At 48.2% G+C, this 18,485-nt stretch carries 18 protein-coding genes; 17 read left to right on the forward strand and 1 reads right to left on the reverse strand.

Translation table 11 applies throughout. The features are described from left to right. Positions 1 to 7 precede the first annotated feature (7 nt). The 16 genes from E1963_RS13400 (at position 8) to E1963_RS23130 (ending at position 16,710) form a co-directional block, all read left to right on the forward strand. A complete protein-coding gene (locus E1963_RS13400) occupies positions 8 to 1,351 on the forward strand; it encodes a glycoside hydrolase family 172 protein (RefSeq protein ID WP_132278806.1) in 1,344 nt (447 codons plus the stop codon). Between the two features lie 15 nt (positions 1,352 to 1,366). Continuing rightward, positions 1,367 to 2,854: a glycoside hydrolase family 32 protein gene (locus E1963_RS13405; protein WP_132278809.1), complete on the forward strand. Its 1,488-nt coding sequence runs from the start codon at positions 1,367 to 1,369 to the stop codon at positions 2,852 to 2,854. Positions 2,855 to 3,000: 146 nt separating this feature from the next. Continuing rightward, complete coding sequence (locus E1963_RS13410; protein ID WP_066580295.1) at positions 3,001 to 3,444, forward strand: RpiB/LacA/LacB family sugar-phosphate isomerase; 444 nt, start codon at positions 3,001 to 3,003, stop codon at positions 3,442 to 3,444. 297 nt (positions 3,445 to 3,741) lie between these two features. Next, entirely contained in the window at positions 3,742 to 4,176 is a 435-nt protein-coding gene (locus tag E1963_RS13415; protein ID WP_132278812.1) for a hypothetical protein, read from the forward strand. Positions 4,177 to 4,182: 6 nt separating this feature from the next. Beyond that, positions 4,183 to 4,476 (forward strand): ATP-binding protein, encoded by a 294-nt coding sequence (locus tag E1963_RS13420; RefSeq protein WP_132278815.1) that lies wholly within the window; start codon positions 4,183 to 4,185, stop codon positions 4,474 to 4,476. Positions 4,477 to 4,486: 10 nt separating this feature from the next. Beyond that, positions 4,487 to 4,660 (forward strand): winged helix-turn-helix transcriptional regulator, encoded by a 174-nt coding sequence (locus E1963_RS13425; RefSeq protein ID WP_167482201.1) that lies wholly within the window; start codon positions 4,487 to 4,489, stop codon positions 4,658 to 4,660. 184 nt (positions 4,661 to 4,844) lie between these two features. Then, positions 4,845 to 6,515: a response regulator gene (locus E1963_RS13430; RefSeq protein ID WP_132278821.1), complete on the forward strand. Its 1,671-nt coding sequence runs from the start codon at positions 4,845 to 4,847 to the stop codon at positions 6,513 to 6,515. A 13-nt stretch (positions 6,516 to 6,528) separates the two neighbouring features. Beyond that, positions 6,529 to 7,569: a sensor histidine kinase gene (locus tag E1963_RS13435; protein WP_132278823.1), complete on the forward strand. Its 1,041-nt coding sequence runs from the start codon at positions 6,529 to 6,531 to the stop codon at positions 7,567 to 7,569. Continuing rightward, the gene (locus E1963_RS13440; protein ID WP_132278826.1) at positions 7,544 to 8,992 is read left to right on the forward strand and encodes an ATP-binding cassette domain-containing protein; all 1,449 of its coding nucleotides are present in this window, start codon (positions 7,544 to 7,546) and stop codon (positions 8,990 to 8,992) included. Before E1963_RS13435 ends, E1963_RS13440 begins: the two co-directional genes overlap by 26 nt. 308 nt (positions 8,993 to 9,300) lie before the next feature. Beyond that, on the forward strand, positions 9,301 to 10,827 hold the full coding sequence (locus E1963_RS13445) for a sugar ABC transporter ATP-binding protein (protein ID WP_243117728.1): 1,527 nt from the start codon (positions 9,301 to 9,303) through the stop codon (positions 10,825 to 10,827). Further along, positions 10,827 to 11,774, forward strand: coding sequence for an ABC transporter permease (locus tag E1963_RS13450; RefSeq protein ID WP_082912897.1), 948 nt, complete (start codon positions 10,827 to 10,829; stop codon positions 11,772 to 11,774). The genes E1963_RS13445 and E1963_RS13450 overlap by 1 nt, the downstream gene beginning before the upstream one ends. Positions 11,775 to 11,791: 17 nt before the next feature. Further along, complete coding sequence (locus E1963_RS13455) at positions 11,792 to 12,784, forward strand: substrate-binding domain-containing protein (RefSeq protein WP_132278832.1); 993 nt, start codon at positions 11,792 to 11,794, stop codon at positions 12,782 to 12,784. 201 nt (positions 12,785 to 12,985) lie between these two features. Next, positions 12,986 to 14,029 (forward strand): NAD(P)-dependent alcohol dehydrogenase, encoded by a 1,044-nt coding sequence (locus E1963_RS13460; RefSeq protein ID WP_132278835.1) that lies wholly within the window; start codon positions 12,986 to 12,988, stop codon positions 14,027 to 14,029. Positions 14,030 to 14,043: 14 nt separating this feature from the next. Continuing rightward, positions 14,044 to 15,825: a dihydroxyacetone kinase subunit DhaL gene (gene dhaL / locus E1963_RS13465; RefSeq protein ID WP_132278838.1), complete on the forward strand. Its 1,782-nt coding sequence runs from the start codon at positions 14,044 to 14,046 to the stop codon at positions 15,823 to 15,825. 193 nt (positions 15,826 to 16,018) lie between these two features. Next, positions 16,019 to 16,417 (forward strand): flavodoxin family protein, encoded by a 399-nt coding sequence (locus E1963_RS23125; protein ID WP_414655374.1) that lies wholly within the window; start codon positions 16,019 to 16,021, stop codon positions 16,415 to 16,417. Positions 16,418 to 16,434: 17 nt separating this feature from the next. Further along, a complete protein-coding gene (locus E1963_RS23130; RefSeq protein WP_243117729.1) occupies positions 16,435 to 16,710 on the forward strand; it encodes a hypothetical protein in 276 nt (91 codons plus the stop codon). 50 nt (positions 16,711 to 16,760) lie between these two features. On the opposite strand, the gene E1963_RS13475 is transcribed toward E1963_RS23130, so the two are convergent. Continuing rightward, entirely contained in the window at positions 16,761 to 17,489 is a 729-nt protein-coding gene (locus E1963_RS13475) for a LysR family transcriptional regulator (protein ID WP_132278841.1), read from the reverse strand. A gap of 193 nt (positions 17,490 to 17,682) precedes the next feature. On the opposite strand from E1963_RS13475, the gene E1963_RS13480 reads away from it, so the two are divergent. Next, positions 17,683 to 18,477: an ABC transporter substrate-binding protein gene (locus E1963_RS13480; RefSeq protein ID WP_132278844.1), complete on the forward strand. Its 795-nt coding sequence runs from the start codon at positions 17,683 to 17,685 to the stop codon at positions 18,475 to 18,477. Positions 18,478 to 18,485 lie beyond the last annotated feature (8 nt).

Raw genomic sequence — 18,485 nt, forward strand, 5'->3', positions numbered from 1 at the left:
AAGCGATATGAGTAAAGTTTCAGGATTATTTCAAGATTTGACAACGATAAAAAAGGCCAGAAACGGCAGGCTTGCAAGTTGGGATCAGAGGGGCAAAAATCAGGACTATTGGGAGATACCGGCAAAAGAAAGTATTGTATTAGGTGAAGTTGAGGGGCCGGGGTGTATAACGCATATCTGGATGACTTCCTCCTGCCGTAAAGTGAAAGCACCAAGTATTCTGGATCCGGTATCAAATGCGTCAGCTGCGCCGGTAATGGAGATTCACCCGGCATTAGGGGTCATATGGGACGATTATGACCCGTTTTATTACAGAAAAGCATTGATTAAAATCACCTGGGACGATCAGGATACACCGAGTGTTCTAGTGCCATTTGGAGATTTCTTCTGTATAGGCAACTGCTATCCTGGCAACTTCAGTTCTCTGCCGTTCAATGTTTCTCTAAAGCCGGAAGAGGCAGGGCGATATGGTGCACCTTGTTCTGTATCGTGTTATTTCCCTATGCCGTTTAACAAAAGGGCAAAAATCGAAATTGTCAATGAGAATGAACTGCCATTTATTTTATATTTCAATATTGACTATGAGATGTATAAAGAGCCGCTGGATGAAAATACAGCATATTTTCATTCAAGCTGGAGACGTGAGAATCCATGTGACGGGTGGGGGCCGGATATACAGACGAACTCGCCGGAAGTCAATAATGTGACAAATTTTAAAGGGGACGGAAATTATACGGTGCTGGATGTAGAAGGGACGGGCCATTATGTAGGGTGTAACCTTACTGTAAAGCATTACCAGGGAAGCTGGTGGGGCGAAGGAAACGATATGTTCTTCATAGATGGCGAAGAATATCCAAGCCTGAACGGTACCGGAACAGAAGACTATTTCAACCATGCGTGGGGGATGCAAAGAAATGCATTTCCATTTTTCGGAACAATCGTACATGAAGGGGACACGGATGGATTTCAGGTATCTTACCGCTTCCATATTACGGATCCTGTTCGGTTTGAAAAAAGCCTGAGAGTAACGATTGAACATGGACATGCAAACCATCTCTCTGATGACTGGAGTTCTACGGCATATTGGTATCAGACATTGCCTACCGGTAATAAAATCACAGTTCTACCCGTGGAAGAAAGACTGCCCAATGTTCCTGTTCTTCCTGATAAGGCACAGAGAACACCTGAATTAACAGAAGAGATGAAAGCAGCAAGAAAGTCCTGGAATAAGCGATGGGAAGAGTATGGTCCTGCCAGACAGGAACAGTTCAGGATTAAAGAGAATAAAGCTCGACGCGAATCTATATTAAATACGGAATTTGCAAAAAAGCTTCGCGATGAATATAAATAAAATTGGAGGAGTCTTATGTCCAGAGAACTAATGATACAAAACATTGAAAAGGCTCAGAAAGAAATAGATACAAAAAAGGATATAGTAAAAACAGGAAAGATGCGTCAGCATTATCACTTTATGGCACAGACAGGGTGGCTCAATGATCCGAACGGACTGATTTTTTACAAGGGCAAGTATCATTTTTTCTTTCAATATAACCCATATTATGGATTCTGGGATTATATGCACTGGGGACATGCGGTAAGCGACGATCTGCTTCACTGGGAATATCTTCCCTTGGCGCTCGCCCCGAGCGAAGCTTATGATGATCATATGCGCGGGGGATGTTTTTCCGGCAGCTCAATTGTCTACGAGGATAAACTATTCCTGATGTATACTGCAACCACTAATGCAGGGAAAGGGTTTGAACAGACACAGTGCATTGCCTATAGCGATGACGGAATCCACTTTGAAAAATATGAAGGGAATCCGGTTATTACAGCTCCCGAAGGAGTTCCGGCCTGCCAGTTCCGGGATCCGAAAGTGTGGAAACATGAGGACACCTTCTATATGGTATGTGGAGCAAGCAGAGATAATAAGGCACAGGCGCTACTGTACAAAACCACGGATATGGTTCACTGGGAATATGTCAATGTGTTAGCCGAAAGCAGAGGAGAATGGGGATATATGTGGGAATGTCCTGACTTTTATCCTCTGGGAGACCAGTATGTCCTGATGTTTTCTCCGATGGGTGCCGGTGAACGTACGGTAGTATATCTGACCGGAGATTTTGATTACAGTACCGGTAAGTTTGATTATCATACGAGCGGAGAGATTGATTGGGGATTTGACTATTATGCGCCGCAATCCTTCATGGCTCCGGATGGGCGGCGCCTGATTGTCGGATGGGCAAATGCCTGGGACTGGATGCCATTCTGGAAAGACTGGGGGCCTGCTTATAAAGAGGGATGGTGCGGTTCATTTAACCTCACCCGGGAAGTAAGGATGTCAGATAACGGGACATTACAGTTTGTGCCGGTAAAAGAACTGGAACGTATTCGGACGAACGGAAAAAATATAAAAGCATTGACGGTTGCGCAGACAGTAACTAATCTGGCAGCAGGAGACGGTATCTCTTTTGAATTGAAATTTTCTATCAATCTGGATGAGACGGACGCAAAGCAATTCGTTATGGAATTAAGGAAAGGGGCAGGAAAGAAAGTTATATGCACCTTTGACTTTGAGCATACACAGCTGACAGTAGACCGAAATAATTCAGACGGTTGGAGCAAAGGAATATCAAGAAGCGTGCTGGCCGTACACAATAAGAAAGTGCTGGATGTACATGTCTTTTCCGACCAGAGTTCCCTGGAGATATTCACGGATTGTTATCAAAACAACCATTCTAATAATGTATTTGCCGGAAACGACCAGAATGAAATCAATGTATATGCTTATGGAGGCAAAGTCTGCCTGACAGATATAGAATCTTATGGACTGGAGGATTGCTATCAGAAGTAAAATCTAAAGATTTCCTGCGATACGAAAGAAACCGAAAGTAGACAAAACAGGAACACAATGCTAGAATATCCTTAGAATCTATACTTATTGAACTGCTAATGTTAAATAAGGTAAAATAATCAAATCGCATTCAGGAGGGAATTAAGATGAAGATTGCAATCGGCTGTGACCCAAATGCACAGGAGGCAAAGGAAGATTTAATTAAATTTATGGAAGCAAAAGGCTATGGAGAGATTACTGACTTCGGAAGTGATGACCCGATATATGCCAATACTGCTGTCAAAGTAGCAGAGGCGGTGGCGTCCAAAGAGTATGATCGTGGCATCCTTATATGTGGGACGGGCATCGGCGTGTCTATCGCGGCAAATAAGGTCAAGGGCGCATATGCGGCATTGGTTTCCGACGTATACTCTGCACAGAGGGCCCGCCTGAGCAACGATGCGAACATCGCATGCATGGGCGCGTTTACAACCGGTGGAAAGGTAAGGGAGCTGCTTGCGGAAGCATTCCTGTCTAACGAATTCGTACCGGGGTGCTCTTCACAGCCCAAGGTAGATGCATTTGTAGAATATGATAACACGCGTGACTAGATCCGCGAGCAGAGGGCATGGAAAACACAGGCTTTAGTTGGCCGGTTTTCCGTGCTTTTTTAGTGACGTGGATTTTTCTTTATGAAAGTTTAAATATTCTGAACATACCGTGGCAGCATTATATATAGGATCTAGGTTCTTTTAATATTTTGTTAGCTTGAGAAAATTAAAAATCATATTGAACCAAAAATCTATCCGGAGATTAATAAAGTAGTCCTAGATGGACGAGATTGTATTCATGTGAAGTTTTCGGGAAAACAAGTCCCATATTTTGCTTATGGAGTAGCCAGAATCAGAGTGGCAGATGAAGATTTGCCGATGTCACCTGAAGAGATTACTAATCTGCTTTTAAAGTCTGGGCGAGAAGGAAACCGTTGGGAAAATCTTGTGTCCGATAAATCTGTAGATGATGTGGATGAAGAGTTACTGAAAAAATATACGGTACAGGCACATGATGATGGACGAAATGCGATAACATACACAGATAAGAAAACAGTTTTGAACCAACTTGAACTGACAGACGGGGACAAGCTATTACCTGCATTGAAACTGGTGGATATTGCAGAAAGCTATATAAAAAGCAATATTCATTGGAAAGTGGAGTTTACGGGAACATTACAGAGAACTGAGATACCGGAAATTCCTGTGGATGCCATAAGAGAGGCTTTGCTGAATTCATTTTGCCATAAAGATTATTCTTCCGGTGAGAGCAATGAGGTGGCCATTTATTAAAATCGTGTGGAGATATATAATCCGGGTACTTTTCCAGAAGGACTTGAGCCACGGGACTTTATTGATAAGGCCGAAAGGCCTGTTCGCAGAAATCCTAAGATTGCCAGAATTTTGTATTACTCAAAAAATATTGAAAGTTTTGGTACCGGATTGAAACGTATTGCCGATGTCTGTGATGCTGCAGGTGTCAGATATGGATTTCAGAAAAAGAGAACAGGATTTGTAGTTTGTTTTTATCGGCCAGAAGAGAGTAAACCGGTAGAAACCGATAAAAAGCCGATAAAAGCCGATAAAAAATGAGCGAAAAGATTTGATTGTTAAATATATAGAAGTAAACGATTGTATAACCAACAAAGAAGCTCGTAAATTATTAGGACTTGCAGATTCAACGACGAAGAGAATGCTGAACGAAATGGTTAAAGAAGATATTTTAAAAATAGAGGGTGAAAGAAAAGCGAGAAAATATTTGTTATCAAAAAGATGAATTAAATAGCAGATATATTCAGGGGGTTATTGATTTTATCGATAATCCTCTATTATTAAGTATTGAAGCACAGTTCCTCACATTTATACGGCCAGTAAAGGCGACATTGAACGTTCATGCTTTTTCGGTGCATTGGCATAGGAGGAAGGTACCAACACTAACAATATTACTCTAGATACAAACAATGGGACATTATGATATAATAGAGTGGATTTTAGACGATACGAAAGAGAGGTTGCACGATATGGTGAAGGTACTGATTGCAGATGATGAGAAGAAGGTGTGCCAGCTGATTGTCAATCTGGTGGATTGGAAAGCGTTTGGGCTTGAGATAGTCGGGGTGGTGAACGACGGGATATCAGCCTATAAGTTCTTGCAGGATTATACGGTCAATGTCATGATTACAGATATCCGCATGCCCGGCTGCGATGGGATGGAGCTGATACAGAAGGCGAAGGTACTGTATCCTGACATGTATATCGTCATCATCAGCGGATACAGCCAGTTTGATTACGCACAGAACGCTATCCGCTATGGAGTGGAAGATTATCTGCTGAAGCCGATACGTAAAAAGGATCTGACTGCGACGCTTAAGAAGATTATCGAGAAATGCAGGGAAGAGATTCTGGACGCACAGAAGTGGGAAGACATGCAGAAGAGGCTGGAAGAAAATGAAGAACGGGTGAAGGGCAGCTTCCTGGAGGATCTGCTGAAACGGCCGGAAAAGTTTGGCGGCTTCTATCCGCTGGATCGGATCAACAGGGAATACCATTACCAATTTCAGGACATCTGCTATCAGACCTTCATCATCAAGGCCATACCGGTAAAGAGGAAAGAGGACTCGGATACGAGAAGGATCCTGCTCCAGAAGGGGACGGAAATCGTTAAGGAAGCGCTGGAAGGCATGTGCGGCGAGGCGGTAACCGGTGTGGTTGACGGGGATATATGCGGGATACTCAACGGAACGGAAGAAGACATGAAGAAGGCTGCCCGCAAGCTCAAAAAGGTGAAGCTGGACATATCAAGGCTGCAGGATGTGTTCGAGGAGGTGCAGGTGTACGTCGGCCTTGGCAGAGAGGCGGGGAGCATGCAGAACATACGGGAGAGCTTCGAGACGGCAGAACAGGCGGTGCAGCAGAGGTTCTATTACGGGGAGGACTTCCTGCTGAAGGCGCCGCAGGGGGATAAGTATAAGGATACGGTTGGAGAGATCATCGATAATGCATGCAAGAAGCGATTCCTGAACTATATCGAGATTATTGACCTTGAAAGCATCGAGGGGGAACTGGATAATCTGGAAAGGCTGCTGCTGGAAAGTCCTGAGAAAGACGGCCGCCTCGTCTCAGGAATATACAAGGAAGTCCTGACGCTGTTCTATTTTGGTACACATAATTATAATATTGCCATACCCGACCAGTACCCGGAACTACTAAAGCACCTGGAGGTGCTAGGTACCATCCATGAGGCGGTTGGCTATCTGAAGCAGTATATGCTGCGTTCTCTCATGCATTGGATGGAAGAGAAGAAGTATGTGGAATCGAGGCCGATCAGGCAGGCGAGACAGTTTATCGGGGAAAACTACTACCTTCCGCTGACGCTTGAGACAGTGAGCAGGGAAATCGGATTCAATCCTACATATTTTTCGGGTATGTTCAAGAAGGAGACGGGAAAGAACTTCTCGGATTACCTGAAGGAGATAAGGATAGAGAATGCGAAGAATATGCTCTTGAATACAGAGCAGCAGGTGGAGGATATATCCTTTGCGGTCGGATACTCGGATATCAAGTATTTTTCCAGACTGTTCAAAAAGCTGACGGGAGTCACGCCTACAGAATTCCGCAGGCTGTACAATTAGAAGGAGGCAAGGGATGAAAAGAAAAGCGCTTTCCGCGCGGGTCGCGGTTGTCATCGTTTTGCTGCTGCTGTCTGGTGTCATCAATATAGGGATCTTAAGCATTATCTTTTCGGAGGGCACCGTCTCCGCAGCGTTCCTGTGTACCGTCATCCTGGCAGAGGTTATCGTGCTGCTCGTCTCAGCCTATCTGGCGGCAGAGTATGTGCTGAAGCCATATCAGGAGATGAGGCGGCTTTACCAGCGCTTTATTGACGGACAGGTGTATGAAGAACTGTTCGACGCCGAGTATGAGCTGATGCCGCAGTGGTATGAAGTGATGAAGAAGATACGGCATCTGCTGAACAAGCAGGATGCCATACGGATGTCCAAGAAGCAGGCGGAATATCTGGCGCTGCAGAACCAGATCAACCCTCATTTCCTGTATAACACGCTGGAGGCGATCAGAGGGGATGCCATCTGTGCAGGACTGGACAGCGTGGCGGAGACGACGGAGGCCCTCTCTATCTTTTTCCGGTACTCTATCACAGGAGTGGACAGGCTCGTCACGCTGGAAGAAGAGATAGACAATGTAGAGAATTATTTTACCATCCAGCATTACAGGTTTGGCGAGAAGCTGAAGCTTCAGATTACCTATCCGAAAGAGGAGGAGGTCCTGCAGCTGCGTCTGCCGAAGCTTACGATCCAGCCCTTTGTTGAAAATGCCATATATCATGGGCTGGAAAAGAAGGTGAATGGCGGCGTGGTGCGGGTGAAGATTGACACGACGGAGTATAAGCTGATGATTACTGTGTCTGACAACGGCGTCGGTATGCCGGAGGAGCAGGTGGAGAAGATAAACGGTTACTTTGAGAGGGTGGCGGTCAGCTATGTGGGAGATGACCGGAAGAAAAAGGGCGGCATCGCTATGAAGAATGTCAACAGCAGAATCAAGCTGCTGTTCGGTGAATACTATGGAGTGCATGTATACAGTGTTGCGGGAATCGGTACAGATGTGAAGGTGATGCTGCCCAGACTGAGGCGTGGTGAATATGAAGAGAGAACGGCTGAGGATTGAGAACATCAGAAAAGGGAGTCTTCTCAAACGGATCGAGCTCCAGGTGTTCGAGGGGGAGATCATCCATTGTGTGTTTGACAATATACAGGAGAAGACGTTATTCTTCGATATCATGACGGGGAAGCAGAAGGCTGATTACGGAAGGGTGTATTATGAAGAAAATAACATTCCGGAAAAAGATACTGCTCGTGTGCTGAAGATGCGGGTTGCGCTTATATCAAGAGAGAGCAGGCTCATCGATTCGGTGTCCATGGAGGAAAATATGTTCCTTGTACGGCCGCAGGTGAAGGGACACTGGGTCAAAAGAAGGAACTACAGGAAAGAGGCCGCAGAGCTGTTTGAAGAGTTTGGACTGGAGATAGACATGGAAAAGCCGATGGGGCGGCGTTCTGTATTTGAGAAGGTGCAGATAGAGATCATGAAAGCCTATCTGCTCGGACAGAAGATTATTATACTGACCGCACTCAGCATATGCCTGAGCGATGCGGAGATGAGAAAACTCTGGCAGCTTCTGGAGAAGCTGCGCGGCAGAGGGCTTTCCTGCCTTGTCGTAGAACCGCTGGAGGATATCAATTTTATCTATACAGATACGGTAGTGGTCATAAAGCATGGCAGGACGTGTGCGGTAAAGGATGTGGACGACTGCGACTATACGACGCTTCACACCATCCTTTACTGCGATGAGATGGAGAAGAACGCGGAGGACTGGAAACGCGGCACAAAAGAAATGTCCGGGGAAGGGATTAGCGTACAGGACATTTGCACGGACTACCTCAGAAATGTCTCTTTCTCTGTAGACAGAGGGGAGATCGTAAAGCTATTCTGCATAGACGAGCGCAGCTATGACGAGGTCACCGGCTTTCTGAAGGGCGAGTCGGAGGCAGTGTCGGGCAGGCTGCGCATCGGCAGTGCGCAGAAGGCTGTCGGGAAGGTGCTGGGGGGTGTGAAAGACCGGATCGGCGTCGTGCAGGGCAACCCAGGAACCGCTTCGTTATTCGGGGAGCTGTCCGCCATGGATAATCTGCAGATACTGCTGTCACAGAAGGTGAGCGGGATGTGGATGATTCCGAAGTACAGAAAGAGCATCCGAAAACTGCTCGGCGGCACCATATCGGACGATGTATATGCAAGGAAGGTGAAGGACCTGTCCCCGTCGGATGTGCAGCGGATCGTATATTGCCGCTGGCTCATCTATTCCCCGCAGCTGCTTGTCTGTATCCAGCCCTTTGCCGAGGGGGACATACAGGCGAGGGAGACGGCAAGGGAGATGATATATATGCTGGAGAAAAGAAACATCCCCGTCCTGATCATAACCTCCAACACGGCTGAGCTGAACTACTGCCGCGGGAGGGAGCTGTATATGCGGCACGGCAGGATGATAAGCAAAGAAGAGGCTTATGAATTCCTGTATTCAGAACTTTGATGAATGAAGAAAAACGAAGTAGATGTATGATAGATATCCGGACTGTATCCTGTGGTATCCCCGCCTGGCGGGGATATTTTTTTTTGTTCAATAAGGTAATACGTGCCATTTCATTATACATTTAGAACTTGGACAATATAGACAAAAATACAACCAATCAATAAAAGATATTATGTAAATCACCCAACTTCTGAAGATTGTCCCCCTTATTGTGAAGATGGTGGGTAGGATACGAAAGAGTAGTGTGATACGATGCATGCATCGAGAGGAACCTGTGAACGGTGATGAGATATATGGGAGGAAAAGTTATGAAAAATGAGGAAAAAGCGCAGGACGGGCTTGTGCTTGAAGCTAGAAATATCACAAAACGTTTCCCGGGGGTCCTGGCATTATCTAATGTGAATTTCAGGCTGGTCAAAGGTAAAGTCCACGCCCTTATGGGGGAGAACGGGGCCGGCAAGTCAACTTTGATGAAGATCATTGCAGGTATCTACCAGGCAGATGAAGGCGACATCTATCTGCACGGGGAGAAGGTCTCGTTCCATACGCCGAAGCACGCGCTCAGCCATGGCATCTCCATGATTCATCAGGAACTGAGCCCCATATTGGATATGACGATTGCCGAGAACCTCTTTCTTGGAAAAGAATTCTGCAAAGGAAAGCTTATCGATTACAAGTCGATGAACCGGGAGGCTGCCGAACTGCTCAAAAAGGTAGGGGTCGGCCTGCCGCCGGGAAGGCTTATGAAGGAGCTGACCGTGTCGCAGATGCAGATGGTAGAAATTGCCAAGGCGCTGTCCTATGATGCGGAAGTTATAATAATGGATGAACCTTCGGCGACCATAACGGACAGGGAAGTCGCCAGCCTGTTCGGAATCATCAGAAGCCTGAAGGAGGACGGCAGATGTATCGTCTACATCACCCATAAGATGGATGAGGTCTTTAAGATTGCCGACGAGATAACGGTGTTCAGGGACGGACAGTATATCGGTACATATGACGCCGGTGAGATAGATGAAAATGAGCTTGTCGTCAAGATGGTGGACAGAGAGCTGACGGAGATATATCCGCCACGTACAAACGAGGCGGGAGACATCGTGCTGAAGGTGGAGAACCTCAGCCAGGAAGGTGTATTTGAGGACATTTCTTTTGAGCTGCGAAAGGGAGAGATACTTGGCTTCTCGGGCCTTATGGGTTCCGGAAGGACGGAGGTGATGAATGCGCTGTTTGGCATCACCCAGCCGACGGGCGGCTCTATCTGGGTCAACGGGGAGAAGCTTGACAGGCCAAAGCCGGGGAAAGCTATCTCGAAAGGGATCGGATATGTGACGGAGGACCGGAAAGGGAACGGGCTCGTCCTGGAGATGAGCGTGTACGATAACATGGTACTGCCGTCTCTTGGAAAGCTGTCCAACAGGATGGGGGCCATCAACCGGAGGCAGGCGGCAAAAGTAGCGGAGGAATACAAAGACAAGCTTAACATCAAGACACCGAATATGCAGCAGATGGTCAAGCAGTTAAGCGGTGGAAACCAGCAGAAGATCGTGCTGGCGAAATGGCTGCTGCAGAACCCGGATATATTGATATTCGATGAACCTACGAGGGGTATCGACGTCGGGGCCAAGACGGAGATATACAAGCTGGTGGCACGGCTTGCAGAAGAAGGGAAGGCGATTATATTTATCTCTTCGGAAATGCCGGAGATTCTTGGAATGTCAGACCGTGTCGTCGTATTTTATGAAGGAAGAAAAAAGGGAGAGCTGGCAAGGGAAGAGGCAACACAGGAGAAGATTATGATGTTCGCTTCGGATGTCGATGAAGGAGGATTGCAGTGATGAAAGAGATGACAAAGAGGTTTGACCGGAACTGGATTCAGACATATATGCTTATTTTTATAGTGATTGGGCTTGGGATTATACTATCGTTTATCTCAGGCAACTTTTTGACAGGGACGAACCTGCTCAATGTACTGCGTCAGATATCGATCAACGGGATACTGGCCATCGGGATGACGATCGTATGCCTGACCGGTGGGATCGATCTGTCGGTTGGTTCTATCGTGGCATTTTCAGGAATCATAGCAGCAGGGCTTCTGAGGGACAAGGAGTATCCGATAGCGCTCATCGTGCTGATTGCGGTTGCAATCGGCGGGCTGCTCGGACTCTATAACGGCTATTTTGTGGCGTACTGGAATGCCGCGCCATTTGTCGTAACGCTGTCTATGATGACGATAGCAAGAGGCATGACTTACGTGTACAGCACCGGACGTCCGATATCGAACCTGCCCACGGAATTTCTGGCAATCGGCAAAGGAAGCATAGCAGGCGTGCCGGTGCCGACGATTATACTGATCATCGTATTCATACTGGCCAGCGTGATGCTCACGAAGTTAAAGTTCGGGCGGTATGTGTATGCGGTTGGAGGAAATGAAAATGCAGCTATGGTATCCGGCATCAATGTAAAGCGCATCAAGATGATGGTGTATGTGCTAAGCGGCATTGCCTGCGGAATCGCCGCAATCATACTGACCGCCCGAGTGTCTGCGGGGCTGCCGACGGCGGGTGAGAGCTATGAGCTGGATGCCATCGCCGCCACCGTCATCGGTGGTACGAGCCTCTCGGGAGGGCGCGGCAGGCTCTGGGGCACGATAGTCGGAGCCATCTTATTAGGTATTGTGAACAACGGGCTGGACTTGATGAACGTGTCGTCGTTCTATCAGCAGATTGTAAAAGGGTTGATTATTCTCGGGGCGATTTTAATCGATTCAAAACGTAACCAATAATAACAGGAGGGAAAGTTATGAAAAAAAGAATATTATCTATGTTACTCGTAGCGGCCATGGCTGCCAGCCTGCTGCTTGGATGCAGCTCAGGGACAGAAGAAAGCGACGGCAAGGGGGATGACAAGAAGGCGTCAAAGAAGGACGGAGGGTATACGATCGGCTGCACGGTCTATTACATGACCGAGTTCGTAACTCTTATGACAGAAGGCATGGAGAAAAAAGCAGAGGAGCTTGGCTGTGACCTTGTCATGCTGGACGCGCAGCAGGATGCACAGAACCAGATTACGCAGATTGAGAACCTGATAGCCCAGAAGGTGGATGTCATCATCGTGGCGGCTGTAGACTCGGACGCGATACTTCCGGCTATCGAGATGTGTGATGATGCAGGTATCCCGCTTGTCGGCGTGAACATGCTGTTCAACACAGAAGAGCCTTACCATTATGTAGGACCTGACGATGTGCTGGCCGGAGAGCTCGAGATGCAGAATGCCATAGATGAGATCGGCGGAGAAGGCAACGTCGTCATTCTGGAAGGGCCAATCGGTCAGTCTGCGCAGATCCAGCGTCTGGAAGGGAACCAGAACATACTTGACAAATACGAAGGCAAGATTAACGTGCTGGCAGACCAGACGGCAAACTGGAGCCGTGAGGAGGCGCTTACTCTCGTAGAGAACTGGCTGGAGACATTCAGCGGCAAGATAGACGCTATCGTGGCCCACAATGACGAGATGGCGCTTGGCGCGATCCAGGCGCTGGAGGCGGCCGGCCTGACAGACAAGATTGTCGTTACAGGCGTCGATGCAATCCTGGATGGCTGCAACGCGGTCAAGGACGGCACGCTTCTCGGAACCGTATATCAGGATGCAGGGCTGGAAGGAAGCGAAGCAGTGCAGAAAGCATATGACGTGCTAGAAGGAAAAGTGACAGAGAAAGAATTATCTTACATCGATATGAAATGGATTACGAAGGATAATGTAGACGAGCTGCTGGACACTATCTATGCAAAATAGTGGCAGATACATAATCCGATGATAAAACGCAATGAGCCCTGAGAAGAATTATAAGTGGTTGGGTAACCCCCAACCACATTAAAAATAGAGATTTGTTAAAAAAATATCATATAGTATTGTACAGTAGTAGTTCAACAGGTATATTTTATTGAGTATCAGCAGTTCGATAAATATAGAATGGTGGAAAAGAGGTATACGTATATGAAAGGAAAGATGAAGGTTGCGGTGATGACAGGAGCGAGGCAGATGGAGTGGACGCAAAGGGACATTCCCAAACCGGGAAAAGGTGAGCTTCTCGTCAAGCTGGAGTATGTGGGAGTGTGTGGTTCTGACCTGCATTTTTATGAGGCCGGGAGGCTTGGAAACTGGGTACCGGATGGTCCGCTCGTGCTTGGCCATGAGCCGGGGGGGTTTGTAGAAGAAGTCGGCCCGGAAGTGACGGGATTTAAAAAAGGTGACCGGATAGCGATAGAGCCAGGGGTCCCATGCGGCACCTGTGACATGTGCAGGAAGGGGCTGTATAACCTCTGCCCGGATATGTCCTTCATGGCGATACCGAACGAGAGGGACGGGGTATTCTCCGACTACTGCGTCCATCCGGCGAATATGTGCTTCAAACTGCCGGATAATGTAGACACGATGGAAGGGGCGTTGATTGAGCCGCTGGCTGTCGGGTTCCATGCCGCTAAGGTGGCGGAGGCCGAGATTGGGCAGAGCGCCGTCGTACTTGGCTGCGGCTGTATCGGGCTCGTCACGATCATGGTGCTGAGGGCAAGGGGGATAGAGGAGATCTATGCGGTAGACATGATCGGCAAGCGTCTGGATAAGGCCAGGGAAGTCGGCGCGAAAGAGGCATTCAACGCAAAAGATGTCAATATCGAAGAATTTGTCAAGACGCTTCCGGGAGGGGGAGTGGACATCGTCTTTGAGACGGCAGGCGCGGAGTTTACGACACGGCAGTCTGCGAAGCTGATCAAGAACGGAGGCCGGGTCGTGCTGGTGGGCATGTGCGCGGAACCTGAGATCGTCGTGGATATCGGCAGCCTGAGCGCGAAAGAAGGTGACCTGAAGACGATATTCCGTTACCGGAACCTGTATCCGACAGCGATAAAAGCGGTGAGCGAAGGTACGATTCCGCTGAAGTCCATCGTCTCCCACATCTTTGAGTTCAAGGAGGTGATCGAGGGGGTTGCCTATAACGTAGATAACAAGGCAGATGTCATAAAGGCAGTTGTGAAATACTAGAACGGGGGAAAAGTATGAGGAAAATAATCAATGACGCGGACCATGTCGTTTCGGAGATGATGGAAGGGTTCGTCGGAGCTTACAGCAGGTACTTTCGGAAGCATCCCGAGGTGAATGCCATTTTGTCCAGACAGAAGCGTACGGATAAGGTGGCTCTTGTCATCGGCGGAGGAAGCGGACATGAGCCGATGTTCGGGGGCTTTGTCGGGAAAGGGCTTGCGGATGCGGCCGCCTGTGGCAATATCTTTGCCTCGCCTGACCCGAATACGATATACGAGGCGGCGAAAGCGGTGGATAACGGAAAAGGGGTGCTCTTCGTGTATGGCTGCTATGCAGGGGATAACCTGAACTTTGACATGGGCGAAGAATTTCTCAGGGACGATGGCATCCGGACGGCCCATGTGCGTGTACAGGACGATGTGGCGAGCGCACCGAAGGAGCGGATGGAAGACCGCAGGGGGATCGCAGGTGACGTATTCGTAGTCAAGATCGCGGGCGCGGCATGTGACGCGGGGCTTAGCCTTGAGGAAGTGACGCGTGCTGCCGAAAAGGCGAGAGACCATACAAGGACGATAGGGGTTGCCACGGCTCCGGCCCAGCTTCCGGGAGTGGATAAGCCGATCTTCGAGCTGGGTGAAGACGAGATAGAATACGGTATGGGGCTGCATGGAGAACGGGGAGTGCTCCGCACGCTCTGGCAGCCTGCCGATGTGCTTGCGGCAAAGATGTACGCACAGATAATGGAAGATACGGACCTGCAGGCAGGTGATGAGATATGCGTACTCGTGAACGGGCTTGGCTCTACGACAATCACAGAACTGGCAATCGTCTACCGCAAGATAAAAGAGCTGCTCGATAAGGACGGTATCAGAGTATATGACGCAGATTTGAACAACTACTGCACGAGCCAGGAGATGGGAGGCTTTTCGGTTACTTTTTTCCAGCTTGACGAAGAGCTGAAAGGCTATTACGACAGCCCCTGTTACTGCCCGTACTATGCCAAAGGGGAACTGGCAGGCTCCAGCTGCAGGCAGGCGGAAGAACAGGAAACCGTCAAGAAGGCTGAAAACCGGGAAGCCGAGGGAGAGGATAAAAGGGATGGAGATGCCTCTGACGGGGAGGCCGGCGCCGCTGTAGAGCCGGATATAAGACAGAAGGGCGTACTGAATGAACTGAGTGCCCAGGACGCCAGAAGGATGCTCCTCTACATAACAGACAAGATTATAGAGAAAAAGCCATATCTCACGGAGATAGACAGCGCCATCGGCGACGGAGACCATGGCATCGGCATGGCCGGAGGCATGAAGAAGGCAAAAGAAAAGCTGGAGCAGATGGCTGGCGAAGAGAATGCCTATGCCGTGTTCGAGGCTGCCGGAAAGGCGATGCTCATGTCCATGGGCGGCGCCTCAGGCGTCATCTTCGGGAGCCTGTACCTGGCGGGGGCAAAAGGGATGGAACCCAAGCCGGTTATAACAGCAAAAGATCTGGCCCGGATGGAGCAGAAGAGCCTGCTTGCCATCCAGGAGAGAGGGAAGGCTGAAGTAGGAGACAAGACGATGGTAGATGCCCTGGCCCCGGCTGTAGACGCAATGAAAGCCAGCTGCAACGAAGGACTCCTGCCCATGCTGAGAGCGGCAGAAGCCGCCGCATTACAGGGCGTGGAAGACACGAAGAAATATGTGGCAAAGTTCGGAAGGGCCAAGTCGCTCATGGAACGGGCGGTCGGTTACCAGGATGCGGGAGCAACCTCGGTGTGGCTCATCTTCCAGGGGATGAGAGAATACGTAGAAGGATAAACAAATTGGGGACGTAGGGAAATTGGGGACGGAGGAAATCTAAAAAACCTCCGTCCCCAATTCATTTTTGGGTGTCCCCAATTCGTTTTACCCTGTCCCCTTATTGAATTATCTGTATTCTAATGTTAGAATGTATCACAAACCAAAGGTGACGCAGTTTTGCTCGGAGCATGGGAAGGAGATGGCGGGTATGATGTTTTATGTGTTGAACGGGAGTCCCAGAAAGAACCATAATACGGCAAAGATTTTGAACTCTGCAATGGAAGGGGTCAGAAGCCTCGTTTCTGATGCAGAGTTCAGATGGATTCATGTCTATGATTATTCCTACAGCGGATGTGTCAGCTGCTATGGCTGTAAACGTATTGGGGGAACATATTATGGGAGATGTGCAAAACGAGATTCGATTACCGGGCTTCTGGAGGATATCTCCCAGGGGGACGCTCTGTTGATTGGAAGTCCGGTCTTCTTCCACGATCTTCCGGGGCAGCTGCGGAATTTCTGGAGCGTCTTTTGTACCCGTATCTCGTCTATGGACAAGCGTACACTTCGATTGCGCCGAAGCGCTTCCCTGTCGCCTTCTTCTATACGATGAATGTGACGGAAGAAAAGATGGAGCAGATGAATTATCGTGTAAAACTGTCTGCAATGGAAGAGTACGCAGAGATTGTCTTTTCCAAGCCGGAAATCTTTTATCGCTTCGACACATGCCAGTTTGACAATTATCAGTTGTACAAGGCGGACCGGTTTTCGGAAGAGGAGAAGCTGCATACCAGGAAGGAACAATTTCCGAAGGACTGCCTAAGAGCCGCCGCGTTTGGAAAGAAGATCGCACAGAGAGCTATATGTCAGAATCCCACTGCTTCAGAAAGTCCTGACAGAACTTGATGAAGTCTGCCTGTTCTGGATAAAAATAACTGTTATGTATGGAAATCAGGTTATACGAATGATATTCCGGTATTCTGAATCAGCAGCTGCTTTACGGTTGTAAGGCTGTTGCTGATTTCTATGCGGTGCGCAAAGCGCATGGAGGAGATATTGTTATCCCGGAATATCTGCTCCAGCCTGTTTCTCGACGGGGTCTTATCGACACCAAGTATGAGGGTGCTGTTATAAAGCTCTTGTATGGATACACTCTTTTCTGCAAGCGGATGTTCGGGCGAGCAGGCGCAGATCGTACTGCTGCTGCACAGCTCGTAATAATCATGTTCTGATTTCGATACGATTCCATCCATCAAAAAAAAGTCCAGCTCTCCTTCATTTAGCATTCTTGAGAGCGCGTCATAATTATCAGTCACAATCCGAATCTTATAATCTGGATACTTTTCCATAAATGCAATAATCAGATAAGGTAAAAAAGACTCCCCCGCAGACTGTTCTGCTCCGAGCCGCAGCTCCTTTGTAGAAGAGGATAAAAGGGACAGGTGCTCTCTGATACGTTCGGAATCGGAATGTACGGAATTGACGTACTGGTACAGCGTGCGCCCTGTGGGAGTGAGGACAAACCTGCGGTTCGTGTAAGTGTAAAGTTTTGCGTGATAATAACCTTCCAGATACTTGATGTGATGGGAGACGGCAGGCTGCGTGATATGCAGCTTCTCGGCAGTTTTTGTAAAACTTTTCGTCTGGCAGAGGGTCAAAAAGGTAACCAGTCTTGTATCTAACATGTAGAAGCCTCCTGACTATTATTTGTAGTAATAGATGAATTACAATTTAGAATTTTATTATAGATAAAAAAAGGCTGATATAATCAATAGTAAGTCGATAGAATCGGAAAAAATACTATTAATTAGCAAATAAAATGAAAAAACAGTCTTTATTTCTGATAGTTCAATCAAAATCCATAAAGGAGGGTAATATATGAAGAAAATGATTTCTAGTTTACTATGTGTTGTTATGGCAGCCGCCCTGTTCGCCGGATGCGGTAAAGCGTCGTCTGATTCGGAAGAGACCGGAGATACGCCATCTGTCGGGGATACGGCAAATGACGGCGATGATATAGTCAGATATACGCTGACCTCAACCCCGCAGATCGACCCGGGCGTCGGTTCGGACCTTGGAGCTGCAACGGTACCGATCAATCTCTATGATCCGCTCGCGCAGCCTCAGAAGGACGGGAGCACAGAGCCATGGATAGCAACGGAGTGGGACGTCTCCGAGGACGGAAAGACATGGACCTTCAAGCTTCGCGATGATGTGAAGTTCCACAGCGGCAATCCGCTGACGGCGGCAGATGTCGTATATTTGATGCAGAGGAACCTGGATATGGGCGAGGGGTTTGGATATCTGTTCAGCTCTGTTGTCGAAGAAGCAAAGGCAATCGATGATACGACGGTTCAGTTTGTCTGCAGCAAGCCGACCGGAACGTTTCTTGCAACATTAGTAAGGCTTTACATACTGGACAGCAAGCTCGTAGAAGAAAACTATGCAGACGGCTATTACGGGGACAAGGGCGATTATGTCAAAGCGTTCCTTCTGGAAAATGACGAGGGAAGCGGACCGTACAAGGTAAAAGAGTATGCGGCCAACTCCCATGTGTTGTGCGAGAAGAATACGGAGTACTGGGCAGGCCTGGATGATAACACGCCGGAAGAATTTAAAGCTATGCTCTGCAAACCGGGAGAAAATCTTGTCATTACATATGATCGTGTGTAGATGAGAGA

Source organism: Extibacter muris, from assembly GCF_004345005.1.
Lineage (GTDB): Bacteria > Bacillota > Clostridia > Lachnospirales > Lachnospiraceae > Extibacter > Extibacter muris.